This window comes from Kitasatospora sp. RG8 (genome assembly GCF_017813315.1).
Classification (GTDB): Bacteria; Actinomycetota; Actinomycetes; order Streptomycetales; family Streptomycetaceae; genus Kitasatospora.
In genome coordinates this window covers 227,085-245,601 of sequence record NZ_JAGIYX010000002.1, presented here as the reverse complement: position 1 = coordinate 245,601, position 18,517 = coordinate 227,085, and the positions used below count along the sequence as shown (strand labels likewise).

Below are 18,517 nucleotides of genomic sequence, written 5' to 3'. Positions count from 1 at the left end.
TCAGCCGCGCGGCACCGCCGGCCGAAGATCCGCATCGCTACCGGCTCCAGTCGACCGGGACCACGTCCTGCTTGAGCCCGCGGTCACTGCAGACGGAGCATGGATTGCCCGGGAGCCCCGGCCCCTGGTCCGTGCCGATCGTGATCGCTCCGTGGGCCCCGGCCGGGGTGTGAACGCCGTCGCCGACCATCGCGGCTTCGTAGCCGCCCAGCAGCTCCTGGAGGGTTCCGGGGCCCAGGTTCTCCGGAGCGGAGATCGCTGCGATGCCGTCGTAGTCCGTGTAGGCCGTTCCCAGCGTCCTGCCGCCCATCGTGGCGAACACGATCTTCGCACCGCGGATGGGCTCCCCGGTCACCGCGTCGGACGCCATCGCATTGATGTTCTCCAGTTGCAACTGGGTGACGTTCAAGGTGGCCTGGCTGGCCGTGAGCCTGGTCGGCTTCAGGCTGGGGCATTCCGCCCCGCTGCTGCACGACGCGGGCGACGGGGTGGCCGCGGAGGCGGTGACACCGCTGCCCGCGCCCAGTGATGCCAGAGCCGCGGCCATCACCGCGACGGTCTTACGGCTTACAGAAGTCATGTCCACTCCCGCGGGAACTGCCCGAGCGTGATCCGTGCCGGCCCCTCACGGCCGGGACGGCCTGGGCGCGTGCAGGACGCGACGGGTGCCGCCCCCTTCGGACGGCGCGGCCGAGCGTATCCACGCCCGTCTGGCCCAACCAGCTGACAAGCGCGAGTTCGCACCATCTGATGAACCGCCGGCACGACGGTGACGAACACGATCGACGCAATACGAGCCGAGCAACCGCCGAATACCACGCCGCCACCGGCTCACCACCGCAGAACCGTCCGTCGATCACCGGTCGGACGTCCGTGCGAGCCACGCTTGCAGGGGAGTTCGACCAGCAGGACGCCCCGTCGCAGGTACCGGTGTCCTCGTTCCGCAACGGTCAGTGGCCTGCGGGTCCGTCAGGGTGCGGCCGCAGGCAGGCTTCGGCGATGGCGAAGTGCCGCAGGGCCTCGAAACCCTCGGGCAGGTCGAGGCGACCCTCGGCCGGACGGTCGCGGCGCTCGGGACGGCCGGCCACCAGCCGACGTGCGTGCGCGAGGTAGCCGGCCAGGTGCTCCTCGCCGTGGCGGACCGGTGTGTCGGCGGGCTTCCGGCCGGAGCCCGGGGTGTCGAGACGGAAGTCGGCCAGGCTCAGCGGGGGTTCCAGCGGGGCGTCCCGGTGGCGCCAGAGGCCTGCGCCGGGCGTGAACCGGTAGTCGGGAAGCAGACGGTGTCCGTCCGTGGCTATGAGGTCGACCGCGTCGACGATGTGGTCCCGGACGGTGTCGGACATGAAGTACGGGAAGCTCACGCGTGTCCAGCCGGGCTTGATGCCCTCGTGGCCCCGGGCGACGATCTCGTCGCGCAACGCCGCCGAGTGGTCCTCCCCGATCCCGAGCAGCCGGTGCCCGTAGGGGCCGGCGCACGAACAGCCGCCGCGAGCCTGGATGCCGAACAGGTCGTTGAGCAGCGCGACCACGAAGTTGTGGTGCAGGTAGCGGTCCTCGTGCCGGACAAGGAACGAGACGACCGGCAGGCGCCGTACGTGCGTGGCACCGAGGATGACGATGTTCGGGTTGCGCTGCCAGCGGTCCAGGACCGCTTGCCAGGCCCGCTCCTCCCTGGCGTGGATCAGCTCGGCACCGACCGCCTCCTTGACCTCGAAGGCGAGGCCGGCGCGGATCGACTCGACGATGGCAGGGGTGCCGCCCTCCTCCCGGGCGACCACGTCGTCGAGGTAGTACTGGTGCACGGGGTCGACGAAGGCGACGGTACCGCCGCCCGGCATGGTGGGAACGCGGTTGCGGACGAGGTCCCGCCGGACGACGAGCACCCCCGGGGACTGAGGGCCCCCGACGAACTTGTGGGGTGACAGGAAGACGGCGTCCTTGTGGTCGCCGCGACCAGGTGCCGACTCGGCGACCCGGATCGGCAGGTACGGCCCGGCCGTGGCGAAGTCCCAGAAGGACAGCGCTCCATGCGCGTGCAGCAGGGCGGCGATGCGGTCGGTGTCGGTGAGGATGCCGGTCACGTTGGAGGCGGCCGAGAAGCTGCCGATCCGGAGCGGCCGGTCCGCGTGGCGGACGAGCTGGGCGCGCAGGTCGTCCTCGTCGATCCGGCCGTCCGCGTCCAGCCCGATGACCACGACGTCGGCGACCGACTCCCGCCAGGGCAGCTCGTTCGAGTGGTGTTCGTAGGGCCCCACGAAGACGACCGGGCGACGGTGCGGCGGGACGGCTTGCACGGGGTCGTGCCGCCCGGCCGGGCTCTGCAGCTCCAGGATGCCGACGAGCTTGTTCACGGCAGCCGTGGTCCCCGACCCGCAGAACAGCACGACGTGGTCGTCGGTGCCGCCGACCGCGCGGTGGATCAGCTGCCGGGCGTCCTCGCGCAGGCGGGAGGTCTGCAGCCCTGTGGCGGAGCTCTCGGTATGGGTGTTGGCGTACCGCGGAAGGACTGCGGCACGCAGCCAGTCCTCGACGAAGTCCAGCGAACGTCCGGAGGCCGTGTAGTCGGCGTAGGTGATGCGTCGGGGACCGTAGGGGCCCGGCAGCACGTCGCCGTCACCGATGAGGCCGCACCGGATCCGGGTCAGCAGCGCCACGCCGGCCTCCGGCGGTTCCGCTGTGCCGGACCGCTCGGGAGCCGGGCATCCCGTCGCCGGCTTCCGGCCCGAGCCGTCCGGACGTACGCCCGGCGCGTTACGGCGGGACCGACCGATCAGCCCGAACGGTTTCCTGAGGGTCGTGATGACAGCGTTCTCTTCCACGGAAGGCCTTACGACGGCTTTCGACCGAAGGTTCAACGTGACGCTGGTCACGGACGGCGCGAGCGGCTCCCCCGCGTGCGTCAGGCCTTCCGACGGACGCGGCTCTGCCGGGCGGCCTCGGCGGCGATCTCGACCCGCGAGCGGAAGGAGAGCTTGGCGAGGATGTGGGAGACGTGGGTCTGGACCGTCCGGGTGGAAAGCATCAACTCGGCGGCGATCTCCGGGTTGGAGCGGCTGTCGGCAATCCCCTGGGCGACGCGCAGCTCCGTCGGCGTCAGGCTCTGCCAGCCCGAGGCGGCCCGCGGCCGGGGGCCGCGCGCGCCGAGGTGCAGCCCGGCCGCGCGCAGCCGGGCCTGGGCGCGCCGGATCCCCCAGGCGGCGCCGAGCCCGGTGTAGACGGCCACCGCCTCGTCCAGTCGGCGCCTGGCCTCCGCCGGACACCCCTGCCGGGCCAGCAGTTCGGCCGCGTCTTCCAGGGCGTTCGCCCGTCGCAGCGGCCGGGAGGACGCCGCGTAGTAGCCGGCGGCCTCCAACAAGGGCGCCGGATCGGCCTCAAGCAGTCCGGCGGCGTGCCGGGCGGTGTGCTGCCAGTAGGCGATGCCGGGCGCCCCGGACGAAACGGTGCCGGTGCCCGCGGCCGCGGCGGCGGTCTCGGCGGTCGCGCGGTCACCGACCGCCAGCGCCAACCGGACGACGGCCGGCAGCCAGGAGGACCGGCCAACCGGTCCCGTCGCGACCTCCCGGTCGAGGACGGGCAGGAGGGCGGCCAGTGCCCGGTCCGGCCGCCCGGCTCGTTCGGCGGCGATCGAACGCGCCATCACGAGCCACTGCGGGGCTCCGGGGTCAGCGAGAGTGTGCAGCGGATGGTCCCGCACGAGCCGCAACCGTGCTTCGCACGTGGACGTGTCGTCCCGGAGGCCGGCCACCAGCGCGGCCAGGCCGTGCACCTGAACGGCCACGGGCGGGAGCTCCTCCCCGGCAAGGTCCTCGGACTCGGCCAGGTGCTCGATCTCGGCGAGTGCCTCGTCCCACTGCCCGGTGCGGAAGAGATGCGCGGCGATCGCGACCGCCGTGTGCTGACCGTGCGTCCGGGGGCTTGCGCCGAGGCGGCGGAGCCGCGTGATCTCCGTGTCGGCCTCGGAGATCCGGTCGTGGAGCCCGGCGATCACGAGTCGTTGGGTCCGGAGCAGCCGCTCGGCCCGGGGATGCGCGCCGTCCACGCACAGGGCCAGGCCACGCTCGCTGAGTTCCACGGCGCCGCTGAGGTCGCCGTCCCGGACTCTGGCGATCACCGTCTGGATCCAGGTGGCGTAGGCGACGGCGAACGTCTCCCCCGAGCGGCCGCCCATGGCCACCGCGCCGACCGCCGCCTCGGCGGCCTCGTCGAGCCGGTCCGACCGGAGCAGATAGAAGGAGCCCTCGGCCCGCAGCCGCGCCCTGGACCGCTCGCTGATGCCGTCGGTCCTGGAGGCGGAAGCCAGCAGTGCCGCGGCCTCCAGGGCTCCGGTTCCGGGCGACCGGGCGTACAGCGCCTCGCCGAGCAGCCAGGAGGCCTCGGCCGCGACCTCGGGTTCGACGGACGGTGCGGCGAGCAGCCGTCGTACGATCACCTCGGCCTCGTGCGGCCGGCCCAGCGCGGTCAGTGCCTCGGCCATGCGCAGCTGCCGACCGGTCCGGTCGGCCTCCCGGCCGGTCCCGGCATCCGCTCGGGTCAGGAGCTCCAGCGCGGTGGCCGGCGAGCGCGTGACCAGCTCGCGGGCGTGGCACGCCACCCATCCGTGCAGCCAGGCGTCCGCGGCCACGGAGGTGGCCTGGACCAGGTGGCCGGCCACCTGGTCGAGGGGTGCACCGGTCAGGTCGAGCGCCTCCGCCGTCTGGCGGTGCAGCGCCCCGCGCAGGGCCGTCGGGACGCTCGTCACGAGCGCTTGCCGGATCAGCTGGTGACGGAACCTGAGCCGCTCTCCGGCCGGGTCCAGCACCGCTGCGGCGAGGGCTTCCTCGAGCACCGGAAGGAGGGCGACGAGCGGACGGCGTGACACCGCGGCGAGATCGGCCGGCCGGAACTCGGCGCCCAGGAGGGCGGCGATCCGCAGGGCCGCGCGCAGCTCGGTCGACAGCCGCTGGAGACGGTCGGTGATCGCCGCCTCGAGCGAGAGGTCGCGGCGGTCGGGTGAGATCTCGAACCCGTGCACTCCCATCGCCAACGCGCCCTGGCGGTGGAGCAGGGCTGTCAGCTCGGTGAGGTGGAGCGGATTGCCACCGGCCCGGCCGAGTGCCGCCAGCAGGGTCGGGCCCGCCGGGCCGCCCAGCTGACGGGTCGCAAGGGCCGCCGCGTCGTCCGGGGCCAGCGGCCCCAGGTCCACGATGAGACCGCCGCAGCTTCGCATCGCCTTCGCGGCGGGGGCTTCGGCCTCCCCGCCGGTGCCGGGCGTGACGGCTGCCGCCACCATGAGCGGGAGCCGTTCGGCGTGGTGCGCCAGGCGTGTCCAGAGCGTCGCCGAGATCTCGTCCGCCCACTGGAGGTCGTCCACCACGACGAGGACCGGGCTCGTCGAACACTGCCGTGCCACCACGTGGAACAGCCTCTCCACCGCAGCCGACACCGGGTCCGTCATCCCGGTGGCCGTGTGCCGTGCCGATGTCGCCACCGCAGCCCGGTACTCCGCCCGCAGTTCCCCGGAGTACGGCTGGTCCCGTTCCAGGACGTCCAGGAACGTGCCCAGGGGGAGGCGCTGCTCCGACTCGTTCGCCGTGCCCCGCAGCACCGCGAAGCCCGTCTCCCGGGCGCGATCGGCGCAGGCCCTCAGCAGGGTGGACTTTCCGATCCCGGCTTCGCCCCGGAGCAGGACGGCGCGTCCCCGGCCGTCCGCGGCTCCGGACAGTACCTCGGCGAGCTGCAACGACTCGGTCGTCCGACCGATCGGGGCCGCTCCCGGCCGAGTGGTTCTCATTCGCAGGATTATCGCATCAGCGATCATCGGCGCTGTACCGGCGCGATGCCGTCCGGCCCGGATCGCCCGTACCCGGAGGCCCTGGTGCCGGACCGGAGACCCGGCAGCCGTGACGGCCTGGGAGACTTGGCCGGGCCGGGGCGACCCGGCGAGCGCGGGCCCGAGGTGCCGAGCAGCTGTGATGGTCGGGCGACGGGGAAAGTGGATCTGGATGGCAGTGACGGTGCAGGGCCGTGAGACCGAGCGGACGCGCATCGAACTCATGGTTCGACAGTTGGCGGCGGGCACGGGCCAGGCGGTGGTACTCCGCGGTGAGCCGGGCATCGGGAAGTCGGCCGTGCTCGACCTCGTCGACAGCCTCTGCCGGGCCGCCGGGATCACGGTCCTGCGTGGCGAGGCCGGTGAGATCGACCAGTCGCTTCCTTTCGCCGTGCTGAGCGAGTGCCTCGACGCGAGTCCCGCGGAACACCCGGGGGTGGCACGGATCCGTGGTCTGCTGCGTGGCGATGAGCGGGTCAGCGCACCGGCGGGGGCCGTCGGCCAGGAGTTCCTGGTCGCCGAGGCCATCCTTTCGACACTGGACGACTGGTGCTCGGCCGAGCCGCTGGCGCTGCTGGTCGACGACCTGCACTGGGCCGACCCGGCCAGCCTCGCCGTCATCCGCCGACTGGCACGGGCGTTGGACCAGCTGCCCCTGCTCCTGGTGGTCGCGTACCGTCCCGCACCGGAAGGCGCCGCCATCGCCGGGCTGCTGCGCGACCTGGAGGAGTCCGGAGTCCGGACGACCGATCTCGGCCCGCTGGCCGAGGCCGGGGTCGCCGCCCTGGTCGCCGACCTCACCGGCGGCCTCCCGGGCGAACGGCTGCGGTCCCTGGTCGCAGGCGCGGCCGGCAATCCGCTCTACGTGGCGGAGCTGATCAGGGACCTGTCGGATGCGGGCCGCATCGAGCTCCGCGGAGCGACCGCCGAGATCAGCGCGGAGATGTCCCTCGTCCCGGCCACACTGAGCTCCACGATCCTCCACCGCCTCGACACCCTGAGCGTGCCGACTCGCGAGATGCTCCGCGTGGTGGCGCTCCTCGGCCGCGCCTTCAGTGCGGCCGAGATGACCGCCGTCCTCCGGCTCCCGGCCACCGACCTGGTGGAGCCGGTGGTGGAGGCGCTCGCAGCGGGAGTACTGGAGGAGCGCGGAAGCAGGCTGGCGTTCCGGCACGATCTCATACGACGGGCGGTGGTGCAGAGCCATTCCCAGGCGGTCCGGACGGCTCTCCACGAGCAGATCGGAGCCTCGCTGGCAGAGGCGGGTGCGCCCGTCGAGCGTGTCGCGGAGCACGTGCTGGAGGCCGGGCGATTGGGGCGGTGGGACGTGGCCTGGTTGCGTGCGTCACTCGATCCGCTCCTGGTACGTGCCCCGGCGCTGGCGGTCGAGCTGCTGCGGCGCGCCACCGCCGATGCCGACGCCACTGCCACTGCCACTGCCACTGCCACTGCGGGCCACGGCTGCCGGGACCTGGACTTCGAACTCGTCAGGGCGCTGCTCTGGGCAGGTCTGCCTGCGGAGGCCGAACGAGCCGCCGGAGCCGCACTCGCTCGGCCCCTCCCGATCGACCGTGAGGGTACGGTGCGCGGGTGGCTCGCGCAGGCGGTCCTGGAGCAGGGACGCTTGGAGGACACGGTGGCCGAGGTCCGCTCGGCGCTCGCCCTGGAGGGCCTCCCGCAGAACCAGGCGGCCCGCCTCCACGCCGTTCAGGCACAGGCGCTCCACTTCATGAGCCGCATGGAGGAGTCGGAGGCCGCCGCTCTCCTGGCGGTGCGGCACGGGCGGGAGAGCGGCGACACCTTCGCGACGGCGTACGGTCTCACGACCCAGGCGGCGGTCCTGGTGGTCACCGGGCGGGTTGACGAGGCCCTCGCCCTCACCACCGAAGCCCTCGACAGTCTCGGGGCAACGGGGATCTCCTCCGATTTCCAGCTCTCCCCGCACCTGGCCCGGGGCTACTGCCTGGCCGACCTCGACCGCCTGGCGGAGGCCCACGCGCACCTGCGCACGGGCGCACGCGAGAGCGAGCGGGCCGGCGTGGCGCTGCTGACCGGGTACCAGTCCGCCATCGCCAAGGTCGAGTTCCTGCGCGGAAACTGGGACGACGCCCTGGTCGCCGTCCAGAGCGGGTTGGACACCATCGACCCCCTGAACATCGGTCCCGATCTGCACGCGGTCGCGGCGTTGATCGAGGTGCGGCGCGACCAGCGGTCCGAACACACCGACGCCGTCGTGAACGCGTCCGAGGGCCGGCCCGCGCGCTCCCACACGGCGTACCTGCACTGGTGGGCACGGGCCCTGGTGAAGGACGCCGAAGGCGACTGCGTACGGGCCTTCGAGCTCCTCGAGTCGTACCTGTGGGCCTCAGGGGTGCTGCGCAAGGTGGTGACCCTCGATCACCTCTTCCCGGACGCCGCCCGGATGGCCTTCTGCCTGGGCCGCGCGGACCGGCTGGCCGCGCTCGCCGAGTCCGCCCAGGAGGCCGCCGACTTCCAGCCGTCCCCGAACAAGCTCGGCACCGCCGCGCTCTGCCGCGGGCTGGCCGAGGCGGACAACTCGCTGTTGGCCGAGTCCGCCACGGCCTACCACGCCGCGGGGCGCCCGCTGTTCGCAGCGTTCGCCCGCGAGAACGAGGCCGTCCTGCTGGCCCGCGCCGGCCTGCCGGACCGAGCCGGCACCGCCATGGCCGAAGCCGTCGACGGCTACCTCGCCCTCGGTGCCACCTGGGACGCCCGGCGTACGCGGCAGCGCCTGCGGGCGGAAGGGCTGACCGTCAGGAGCCGGCAGGCCGTCGCCGGGTGCGGGACGGGCTGGGAGGCCCTGAGCGCGACCGAGCGCGCCGTGCTGGCCCTGGTCGCGGAGGGCTGCTCCAACCCGCAGATCGCCGAGCGTCTCTACATGTCCCGGCGGACGGTCCAGTTGCACGTGTCTCGTGTCATGGCGAAGCTCGGCGAGTCCTCGCGAGTGGGGCTCGCCGTGACTGCGGCCCTGCGACAGCCTCGGTGAGCGGCGGTGTGCAGCGCGGCGCACCGGCGCTGCACCGTGGAACGCGGGGAATCGCCATCGCGTCCCGGCCCGGCCTTCGGTCGCGGCCCTGATCCGCGCCGGGCCGGCCCTCTCGGATCATGCCGCGCGGGGCGTGATCCGAGAGGAAGGAGCCTACTCGTGGGAGAACCGGACGGTCGGCAGGATCCTGCCGAGCCAGGCCGGGGTCCACCACGCGGCGCGGCCGGTCAGCCGGAGCAGCACGGGCAGCAGGACCAGGCGGACGAGGGCCGCGTCGAACAGGACGGCCAGGCCCAGGACGATGCCCATCTCCTTCGGGGGCAGCGGGCCGGAGAGGGCGAAGGTGAAGAAGACCGCGACCATCACGGCGGCGGCCGCGAAGACGACCCGGCCCGAGTGGGTCAGCGAGGCGACCACGGCTGTGCGGGGATCACCGCCGCGCTCGTAGTGCTCCTTGGCCGAGGCGAGGAGGAAGACGGTGTAGTCCATCGCGATCGCGAAGATCATGGCGAAGAAGAAGACCGGTGCCCATCCGTCGAGGAAGCCCTGCGGGGTGAACCCGATCAGCCCGGCCCCGTGCCCGTCCTGGAAGACGAGACGGGCGGCACCGAAGGCGGCCGCGGTGGCGAGCAGGTTGGTGACCGTACCGATCAGCGCGACCAGGGGCGCCTGCAGGGCGACCAGGAGCAGGACGAAACCGAGCGCCAGAATGACTCCGACGACCAGGGGGGTCCTGGCGTCCAGGACGTCCTGCAGGTCGAGGTTCTCGACCGCGGCCCCGCCGACCAGGCTGTGCTCGGGCAGGTGCTCGCGCAGTTCGGCGACGGTCGTCCGAAGAGCGGGGTCCGCGGGGTCGACGGCCGGGACGGCCTGGACGAGCGCGAGGTCGGACCGGTCGGCCGCGATCGTGGTCGGCATGACGGCCGCGATCCCCGGGGTGCTCCTGAGGACGGCGGCGGCGGTCTCGGCCCGGGAGAGCGGCGTCACGACTTGCAGGGTGCCCGGAGCCCCGGGGCCGAACGCCTTCTGAACGGCGGCGTAGCCCGTTCGCGCGGAGGAGTCGGCGGGGATGACGGTGACGGACGGCATGGCGGTCCGCAGCCCGGCCACCGGCAGGGCGAGTGCCACCAGCGCGATCAGGGCGGGGACGCCGTACCGCAGGGGGTGTGCCCACAGACGTACGGCCCAGCGGCCGAAGCGGGGCGAGCCGGTGGCGTCCGTGGGGCGGGTGAACGGCAGCGGTGCGGCGTTGACCCGGACGCCGAGGCTTCCGAGGACCGCGGGCAGCAGCGTCAGGGTCGCGGCCAGGACGAACGCGACCGCGATCATGATTCCCAGTGCCATGGACCGGAAGGCGGGTGACGGGACGAGCAGGACCGCGGAGAGGCTCACCAGGACGGTGGCGCCGGACAGCGCGACGGCCTTGCCGGCGGTGTCCATGGTCTCGCCGACGGCGTGCCGGGCGGCGCCGCGCCGGGCGAGCGCCCCACGGAACCGCACGACGATGAACAGGGCGTAGTCGATGCCCAGGGCGAGGGCGAACATCATCGCGAAGTTCATCGCCCAGATGGACGTCGGTGTCAGGTGGTTGAGCAGCACCAGCGCACCCGCAGAGGCCGCCAGTCCCGCCATGGTCAGGAGCAGCGGCAGCCCGGCGGCGATCAGCGAGCCGAAGGCCAGCACCAGGATCGCGAGGGTCACCGGCCACGACAGCATCTCCGAGCGCATCATCGCGTCGTGGTTGGCGGCGTTGAAGTCGCTCCACAGTACGGAGGCACCCGTGGCGCTCACCTGGACTCCGTCTCCGGACAGCGCCCCGAGTGGCCCCTTGAGGTCGTCCGCCGCACGGACCATGGCGTTGGTGTCGGCCTTGGCGCCGGCCAGCACGACCGCGGTGCGCCCGTCGGGGCTGACCGTGGCGCCCGGCTGGGGTGGCACCACCTCGCTGATGCGCGGGTCGGCCCTCAGCAGCGCCATCGCCCGATCGAGGACCAGCTGAACGGCGGGATCGGCCACCGGCCGGCCGGCGGCGACGACGACCTGGAGAGCCGAGGAGGCGTTGCCGTCGAAGTGCCGCTGGGCGAGATCACGAACGCGTACCGACTCCGAGCCGTTGGCCTGCCAGCCCGCGCCGGCCAGCGCGGAGGTCACCTGCGGGGCGAAGGCGCCGAGCCCGGCCACCACGACGAGCCAGAGCGCGGTGACCAGCCGCAGGTGGCCTGCGGCCCAGAGCCCGAGACGGCCCAGGGGGCCAGGCGGTCCGCCCGGTGCGGGACGAGGTTGCTCACTCCGGCCCTGCGGCGGACGGGGAGGGTGGTGCAGCGGGCCGTGGTGCGGTGCGTGCGGTCGGTCGGTCGTGGTCATGCGGGCCTCCGTGGGGGCAGCCGTAAGGGGGGTGCGGGCAGGCGTGGTTCTCGTCGCGGCGGCGTGCGTTCCCGGTGTTCACCGGCGCGCCGTACGCATCGCGCCGGGTCGGCTATGCGACGGACCGGTGCTCTCTCAAGGTCCTCCGAAGCGAGCGGAGCGCGTAGTGGCAGCGGGATTTGACGGTGCCGGGGGGCACACCGAGGATCTGGGCGGCGGCGTTGATGGAGCGGTTCTCGAAGTAGACCTGTGTGACCACGGCGCGGTGCTGATCACTCAGGGACGCCAGCGCCGAGCGGACCGACCAGGTCGTCAGGAGCAGGTCGATCTCGTTCGCGGTCGCACTCTCGTCGAAGATCGTGTCGGGGTCGTCGAAGCCGACCTCGACGGGCCGGTACCGGCGTGAGCGCAGGTGATCGATGAACAGGTTTCGGGCCACCCGGTAGAGCCAGGGCAGCGCGCTCTGATGATCGGCCGACAGCACCTCGGGATGGTGCAACGCGCGGAGGAAGGTCTCCTGCGTGAGGTCCTCGGCCAGCTGAGGATCCCCGAACGTGCGCCTGGCGAGATAGGTGAGGACCGCGGTGCGGTGCATGGCGCTCAGCCGCCGAAAGGCGACCTCGGGCATCCGGGTCCGGACGGCCGGGGAGTCGTTCACCCGCGTGGGTCTGCCGTGGGTGAGCGTTCTCATGAAGGTCCTCGCGTGTCGATCAGGGAGCTGTGCCGGTCATGCCGACGATCGAGGTTTGCATGGCGGAGAAAGGGGAAACATCCGCTGGCTAGGCACGCTCGGGTAGCCCGCCGGCGGATGGGTGGAGACACATCCGGGGTGGTCCGGCTTGGCAACGGTCACACCGGCAGCGCCCCGCCACTCCCCCGGACAAGCCGTTTGACCTGCGCTTCTGTGCCGACTGGCGGATATCTGGAGCATCCGCGCCCGCAGGCCTGCGCTCCCGCTCCTTCCGGCGGGTGCCGACCCCGGGTGACGTTCCGCACGGTCCTACCGTCCACGCTCCGCCCATGAACTTTCCCGCCGGCCCATAGCGCTCCGCCTCCCCACGCGCCAGCCGACAGGCCGACGGCGTGCCGTCCGACGGCCTGTCGGCGCATCCGGTCTTCCCCTCCCCCAGCCCAACCGGCTCCGACGCCGCTGCCCGGCTCGGTCACGGTGAGCGGGCCGGGCAGCGGGCCGGTCACCGCGACCAGTGGATCAGTCGTCCGTCTCGTCGTAGCGGCCGTGGCCGAGGCGGCGCAGGTCGAAGGACCAGATGCCGCGGCCGAAGGTGGCGGCGTAGAGCTTGCCGTCGGGGCCGGTCTTCAGCTGCTGAACCGAGGTGGTGGGCAGGTTGCGGCCGAGGATGCGCCATTCGCCGGTGCCGGGGGCGCGGTAGAAGGCGGCGAGGTCGGTGCCCACCGCCAGGCCGTCGTTGGGGAGGATCTTGACCGAGGTTGCGGGGACGTCGGGCAGGTTGGCCGAGATGTCGGTCCAGGTGGCGCCGCCGTCACGGGTCTCGAAGAGGTGGCCGACGCCCGCGCCGGGGCCCTCGGTCCAGGTCCGCGAGAAGCCGTTGAAGGCGACCAGGACGTGGCGGGCGTCCTTCTCGTCCACCGCGAAGGAGGAGATGTACCGGTTCGGCAGGGTGCCGTCGACGGGCAGGTCGAGCTGGTGCCAGCCGGTGCCGTCGGTCCTGCCCACGGCGATGCCGCGGCTGAAGCCGACGTTGTTGCAGGGCCCGCACCAGCCCGCGTACACCGTGCCGCCTACCGTCGCGACGGCGGTGGCGACGTGGCCGTCACCGAGGTCGTAGGCGGAGGTCCACTCGCTGCCGCTGCGGATCGCGTAGCCCTTGTGCTGCACCCAGACGTGCCGGCCGCCGGCGATCCAGGTGTTGCCGTCCTTCGGGTCGCTGGTGATCGGGGCGATGAAGCGAGCCGCGCCGGTGTCCTTGTCCGGCGGGGCGACCTCGTAGGAGGTGGCCTTGCTCGGATCCTTCGTCCAACTGCCGTCGTTGACCGCGCAGTTCTGGGTGACCCACATGTCGAGGTAGACGTACTCCTCGGCGATGTTGCAGCCGTTGGCCGGGTCGACGAGGGTGTCCGCGCCGTCGCCGCCGAAGTTGGAGCCCATCACCTTGTCGTGGGCGCGCAGGATCGACTGGCCGTTGTCCTGCAGGCCGCCGCTGACGATCACGCCCCGGCCCGAGCGGTCCGCCGGGTCCTTTCCGACGCCGACCGAGTAGTACTGCAGGGTGTCGATGGTGCCGTCATTGAGCGGCGTCCAGTCCTTGGCGTGCCCGTACGCGTCCAACTGCCCGTTGGTCGGGCGCCGGTAGATGCCGCCGTCGTTGCCGACGTAGACGGTGGCCTTGCCCTGGAAGCCGCCGAAGGCGACGGCGTGCTGGTCGGAGTGGGTGGTCGGCGAGCAGTCGCCGGTCTGCTTGGCCGGGTCGATGCTCCAGCACGGGAAGCCGTTGTTCCAGTACGGCCCGACGGTGGCCCACGTGGTGCCGCTGTCGGTGGTCTCGAAGACCTCCTCCAGGCCCGCGTAGACGTGGTCAGGGTTGGCCGGGTCGACCTGGAGGAACTGGTTGTACCAGGCCTGGATGCCGGGCTGATAGCCGGCGTCCTGCAGCGCGGAGCCGGAGTTCTTCAGCTTGTCCTTGTCCGCGATCTGGGTCCACGGGCCGAACGGCGAACCGGACTTGGAGACGTAGATGCCCTTGAGTCCGGTGTCCGGGTCGCTCGCCATGACCGCCGGGGACTGGTCGATCGCGTAGTAGCGCGAGCCGTCCGCCGAGCGCGCGAAGGTCACGTTGCCGACGTTCGCCGCATCCGTCGGCAGGTCGCCGAACGGGCCGACGCGCTGCCAGGTGCCGTCCGCGGCCTTGCTGTAGAAGCCGTTGTAGGTGTCGCCGCTGCGCCAGCCCACCGCCAGGACGACCTTGTCCGGGTCCTTGGGGTCGATCGCAATGTCGTTGGCGATGTTCCTGTACGGCGCGGCCGGGTCCCCGGCCTTCGAACCACCCGGCAGGTACTCCGGGTTGGGCGCGAACTCCAGCGTCCACGGGCCCGACAGCGCGGTGGCGGAGTGACTCCAGACCCCCCGGCTGGTGGCCGCCCACACCTTGCCGCCGCCGAACCGCAGTGCGTGGATGATGGTCGACTCCAGCTCGGCGCCGCCCACCCGGTTGCCCGGCTGGAACTCACCGTGCCTGGGGTCGGAGAGCACGTACACGCCGGTACCGACGTACGAGGTGGCACCGGTGTTGGACTCGCCGGTGGCGTACCAGAGCCGCCCGCCCGCGTCGAGGTCCAGGGTGCCGGTGGACAGCGTGGGCAGCCTGTCGGCGATCGGCTCCCAGTGGCCACCGCCGGTGCGGGAGCGGAACACCCCTCCGTTGGCCCCGCCCGCGTAGACGTAACCGTCCTTGTCGGCCGCGATGCCGGTGATCCGGCCCGTCACCATCCCCGAGCCGCCGCTGGAGTTGGAGTTGACGTCGCGGTAGCGCGGATCGTCCGAGTTGTACGGCTTCTCGGTGACGTGGTCCCAGGATCCGGCGGTGTGCGGCATCGACTGGAGCTGCGCCCAGGCGGCGCCGTACGCGCCGGGCGCGACGACGCCGGGGGCGGTGCGCGCCTCGGTGTACTGCGCGGTGCCTTCGGCGGAGTTCTCGGCCTCGTCGCCCTCGTCCTCGCCGCCGCCCTCGGCCTTGGGCTTGGCGGTGAACGCCTGGCCGGCGGCGGCCTCGCCCCGGATCTTCTGGGCGTGCTTCTGGCCGGTCTCGGTCAGGCGCTGGACGGGCACCGGCTTGGCGCCGGGCGCCGCCGGCGCGGGTGCGGCCAGGGCCTGCGTGGTGGTCAGTCCGAACGCGGTGAGCGTGACGGCGGACATCAGCAGCCGTCGTCGTTGCCTCTTGGGCACGATGCGGTCCTCCCCATAGGGCCGGTCACGCGCGGTCGCGCGCCCCGGCGAAGCAGAGTGAAGCCTGACGCCTGTCATGGCACCGCGGGAAGTGGGCTGCGCGTAATGGGTGGTTAAAGATCCTCCCCACAGCACCAGTTGGGGAGAGGCCGCGTCGGGCCGGGACGTGTGGAAGGGGCCCGGACGGCACCGGGCCCCTTCCACGCCCCTTCCTCAGATCGCGATCACAGGTTGGCGCACTGCCCCAGCTTGCCGTGGCTCACCGTGTTCGGGTGGCCGTCGTTGACGGGCGCCGGGTTGTTGCCGCTGCAGGTGAGGGTGCCACCGATGGTGTTGCCCTCCAGCTCGGTGCCGTTGTCCTCCGGGAACGGGCCGTGGCCGGTGTTCCCGCTCACCGAGACCGTTCCGCCGATCTGGTTCGAGACCAGCTCGACGCCACCCCGGTTGTTGCCGAGCGACATGCCGCCGCTGATCTGGTTCGGTGCGCATCCGTCGTCATCCGGGTCCCCGATCAGGGTGAAGCCGGTGGTCTCGGCGACGTTGACCGCGCCGGTGATCCGGCTGCCGCAGACCCCGAACTGGGTCGCCCCGCGCGAGCTGATCCCGTTCGCCACAGTGGAGTTGGAGACGAACACGGCCGCGCCGGGCTGGACGAGCACCGGGCCGTTGACCGTCGCGTTCAGCACGCAGGTGCTGCCGGTCGTGGCGAGCACCGCGCCGGTGGTGCCGGTGACGGTCCGGGTGCAGGCCACGGTCTGGGTGAGGCTCTCCAACGGGCCGGCCAGGTAGTTCCCGTCACCGCCGTAGGAGGCGGTGATCGTGTGGGTGCCGGGCAGCAGGTTGGACCAGGTGAGCGTGGCCTGTGCGCAGTGTGCCCCGCCACCGGGGGCGAGGGTGCCGGTGCCGAGCAGCGTGGTGCCGTCCCGGAAGGTGACCGTGCCGGAGGGCGGCAGGGTCGGGTCGGTGCTCGGGGGCGCCGCGCAGACGGTGTCGGTGAAGGTCACCGGCTGCCCGAACGCCGCCGGATTGGCCGAGGAGGCGAGTGTCGTGGTGACGGAGGCCTGGTTGACCGTCTGGACCAGGGTCATCGCGGTGTCGCCCTGGTAGTTGGGGTCGCCGTTGTAGGTGGCGTCGACGTTGTGGGTGCCGACGCCCAGGGCGGCGGTGCCGGCCGAGGTCGCCGCCCCGGTCGTGGTGTTGACCGCCACCGGGCTGCCGAGCTGGGTGCCGTCGACCTTGAACGTGACCGTGCCGCCGTCCGGGGGCGGGACGACGGTGGCGGTGAACGCGACCGGCTGCCCGTAGACGGACGGGTCGACGGACGAGGCCAGCGTCGACGTGGTGGCCTGCGGCACGCTGAAGAAGATCGTGTCCGTCGGCTGCGCGGTGGTCTGGTTCACGCCGTTGAGGTTGCCGATGAACGCGCCGAAGAAGGTGTTGCCGACCGCCTTGAGCTGCTGGAAGTCGCCGAACAGCCGCTCGCGGGGGGCGCCGGCGGTGCCGACCTGCGTGGTGTACGTCTGCAGGACGGTGTCGGTGAAGGTGACCCCGTGGTCGGTGCTCCGGGAGAGGTGTGCGGAGAAGGTGGGGAAGCCGCTGGTGTTGTTCCCGTCGGAGGTCAGGTAGAGGACGCCGACCGTCCCGTCGCCGAGCACGGCCACCGACGGCAGCGCCGCGTTGGTCGAGGTGGAGACGTTCACCTCGGCACCGACGTTGAGGCTGCCCGCGCCGTGGTCTGGTCGCACGGGCCCCCGGAGGTGTTCGCGACCCCCGGGGGCACCGGGATGGTCGCCTCGTCGGTCCAGGTGATCCCGCCGTCGCTGGAGTAGAGCAGGTCGGCGTTGTTGTTCCAGGCGGATCCGGCGGACGCGAACCGGGTGATGGCGATCTGGTGGGGGTTGGCCGGGTTGATCGCGATGGACGGTTCGCCGAACGTGGTCGAGCTGCTCGCGGCGGCGTCCGCGTCGATGACGTACACGCCGGGGGCTCTGACCTGCGGCCGCACCACCCTGGGGGTGGAGGGCCCCGGCCGGGTCGTGCGGTCGCGCGGCTGGTCGCTCCCGCCGCGGCTCGCGGATACGGCCGGGCCTTCATCCGCCCACGCGTACGCGGACGACAACAGCGGACCGATCGCCAGTGAGAGGGCGAGGGCCGCGCCGAGCGGCCGTCTGAGCGGGATCGGTCTCCGCCGGGATGCGGGTTTCACAGGTCCGTCCTCTCGTGCAGCCGTCAGGGCGAGCACAGTCTGTGACCGCAGGGGCCGGGACGGTCACGGGGCTCACCCGCCGAGCCTCCGTTCGCGCGCGAAACTCGCACCGTTCGGCCCATATCCCGCACCCCACGCCCCACGCCCCGTGCCCGGCACCCCGCACACGGCACCCGGCACCCCACGCCCCGCACCCGGCTTCGACAGCGGTTCGCCCAGCGAGTTCACCGCGTCGGACAAGGTCCTGCGCTCGGCCTCGGTCACCTTGGGGTGCGGCCGAGGTCGGATCGGGGAAGGCTTGTTAGGTAAGCCTTATCAGCAGCCTGAACCCGCCCTGCCGCAGCGCTTCCTCGGAGCCCGCCATGTCCGGTCCGCAGATCGCCCTACTCGGCGCCATCGCAGGCTTCACCATCTACCTCGGCCTACCGATCGGGCGCCTGCGCAACCCCGCCCCACGCTTGCGAGCCGGCCTCAACGCGGTCGCGATCGGCATCCTGATCTTCCTGCTCTGGGACGTCCTCACCGCCGCCTGGGAGCCGACCGACGCCGCACTCGGCGACCGTCACTGGCTCACCGCCGCCAAGCTCGGCCTGGTGCTCGCCGCCGGTCTCGCCGTCGGACTTCTCGGCCTCGTGTACTACGACCGGTGGATCGCCCGCCACCGAGCACCGCCCGCCCCGCTCTCCAAGGGGCCGGGCGCATCGGCCGTGACCGAGGAGCTGTCCCCGCGGGCCCGCTCCCGCGCCGCGAACCTCGCCCTGATGATCGCCACCGGCATCGGACTGCACAACGCCGCAGAGGGGCTGGCCATCGGCAACTCCGCCGCCAAGGGCGAAATCTCCCTCGCCCTCCTGCTGGTCATCGGCTTCGGGCTGCACAACGCGACCGAGGGCTTCGGCATCGTGGCCCCGCTCGCCGCCGAGGGTGAACGCCCTTCCTGGGGCTTCCTCGCACTGCTCGGCCTCATCGGCGGCGGTCCCACCTTCGTCGGCACCCTCATCGGCCGGCAGGTGGTCAACGAAACCCTCGGCATCGCCTTCCTCGGACTCGCCGCGGGGTCCATCCTCTACGTGGTCATCGAACTCCTCGCCGTGGCCCGGCGCGTCGGCATGAAGGAGCTGGTCACCTGGATGATCCTGCTCGGCCTGCTGGTCGGCTTCGCCACCGACGCCGTCGTCATCGCCGCCGGTGTGTGAGGCCCGCACCGCT

10 protein-coding genes are annotated in these 18,517 nt (G+C 72.4%); 2 read left to right on the top strand and 8 right to left on the bottom strand.

What is annotated here, in order from left to right; all coding sequences use genetic code 11:
• Positions 1–37 precede the first annotated feature (37 nt).
• From J5Y04_RS04010 to J5Y04_RS43145, 3 genes are all read right to left on the bottom strand, one after another.
• On the bottom strand, positions 38–580 hold the full coding sequence (locus tag J5Y04_RS04010; RefSeq protein ID WP_209410368.1) for a hypothetical protein: 543 nt from the start codon (positions 578–580) through the stop codon (positions 38–40).
• A gap of 370 nt (positions 581–950) precedes the next feature.
• Entirely contained in the window at positions 951–2,654 is a 1,704-nt protein-coding gene (locus J5Y04_RS04005; protein WP_209410367.1) for an aminotransferase class V-fold PLP-dependent enzyme, read from the bottom strand.
• Positions 2,655–2,899: 245 nt separating this feature from the next.
• On the bottom strand, positions 2,900–5,770 hold the full coding sequence (locus J5Y04_RS43145; protein WP_209410366.1) for a helix-turn-helix transcriptional regulator: 2,871 nt from the start codon (positions 5,768–5,770) through the stop codon (positions 2,900–2,902).
• A gap of 211 nt (positions 5,771–5,981) precedes the next feature.
• Here J5Y04_RS43145 and J5Y04_RS03995 point away from each other — a divergent pair, with 211 nt between their 5' ends.
• Positions 5,982–8,816 (top strand): AAA family ATPase, encoded by a 2,835-nt coding sequence (locus J5Y04_RS03995; protein WP_209410365.1) that lies wholly within the window; start codon positions 5,982–5,984, stop codon positions 8,814–8,816.
• A 153-nt stretch (positions 8,817–8,969) separates the two neighbouring features.
• On the opposite strand, the gene J5Y04_RS03990 is transcribed toward J5Y04_RS03995, so the two are convergent.
• The 5 genes from J5Y04_RS03990 to J5Y04_RS03970 form a co-directional block, all read right to left on the bottom strand.
• Positions 8,970–11,180, bottom strand: coding sequence for an MMPL family transporter (locus J5Y04_RS03990; protein ID WP_209410364.1), 2,211 nt, complete (start codon positions 11,178–11,180; stop codon positions 8,970–8,972).
• 112 nt (positions 11,181–11,292) lie between these two features.
• Complete coding sequence (locus J5Y04_RS03985; protein ID WP_209410363.1) at positions 11,293–11,871, bottom strand: sigma-70 family RNA polymerase sigma factor; 579 nt, start codon at positions 11,869–11,871, stop codon at positions 11,293–11,295.
• A 519-nt stretch (positions 11,872–12,390) separates the two neighbouring features.
• On the bottom strand, positions 12,391–15,072 hold the full coding sequence (locus tag J5Y04_RS03980) for a glycosyl hydrolase (protein WP_209410610.1): 2,682 nt from the start codon (positions 15,070–15,072) through the stop codon (positions 12,391–12,393).
• Positions 15,073–15,326: 254 nt separating this feature from the next.
• Positions 15,327–16,847 (bottom strand): Ig-like domain-containing protein, encoded by a 1,521-nt coding sequence (locus J5Y04_RS03975; RefSeq protein WP_209410362.1) that lies wholly within the window; start codon positions 16,845–16,847, stop codon positions 15,327–15,329.
• Positions 16,799–17,080 carry a hypothetical protein gene (locus J5Y04_RS03970; protein ID WP_209410361.1) on the bottom strand — a complete coding sequence of 94 codons (282 nt, stop codon included), beginning with the start codon at positions 17,078–17,080 and terminating at the stop codon, positions 16,799–16,801. The genes J5Y04_RS03975 and J5Y04_RS03970 overlap by 49 nt, the downstream gene beginning before the upstream one ends.
• A 590-nt stretch (positions 17,081–17,670) precedes the next feature.
• Here J5Y04_RS03970 and J5Y04_RS03965 point away from each other — a divergent pair.
• Positions 17,671–18,504, top strand: coding sequence for a ZIP family metal transporter (locus J5Y04_RS03965; protein WP_209410360.1), 834 nt, complete (start codon positions 17,671–17,673; stop codon positions 18,502–18,504).
• The last annotated feature ends 13 nt before the right edge of the window (positions 18,505–18,517 follow it).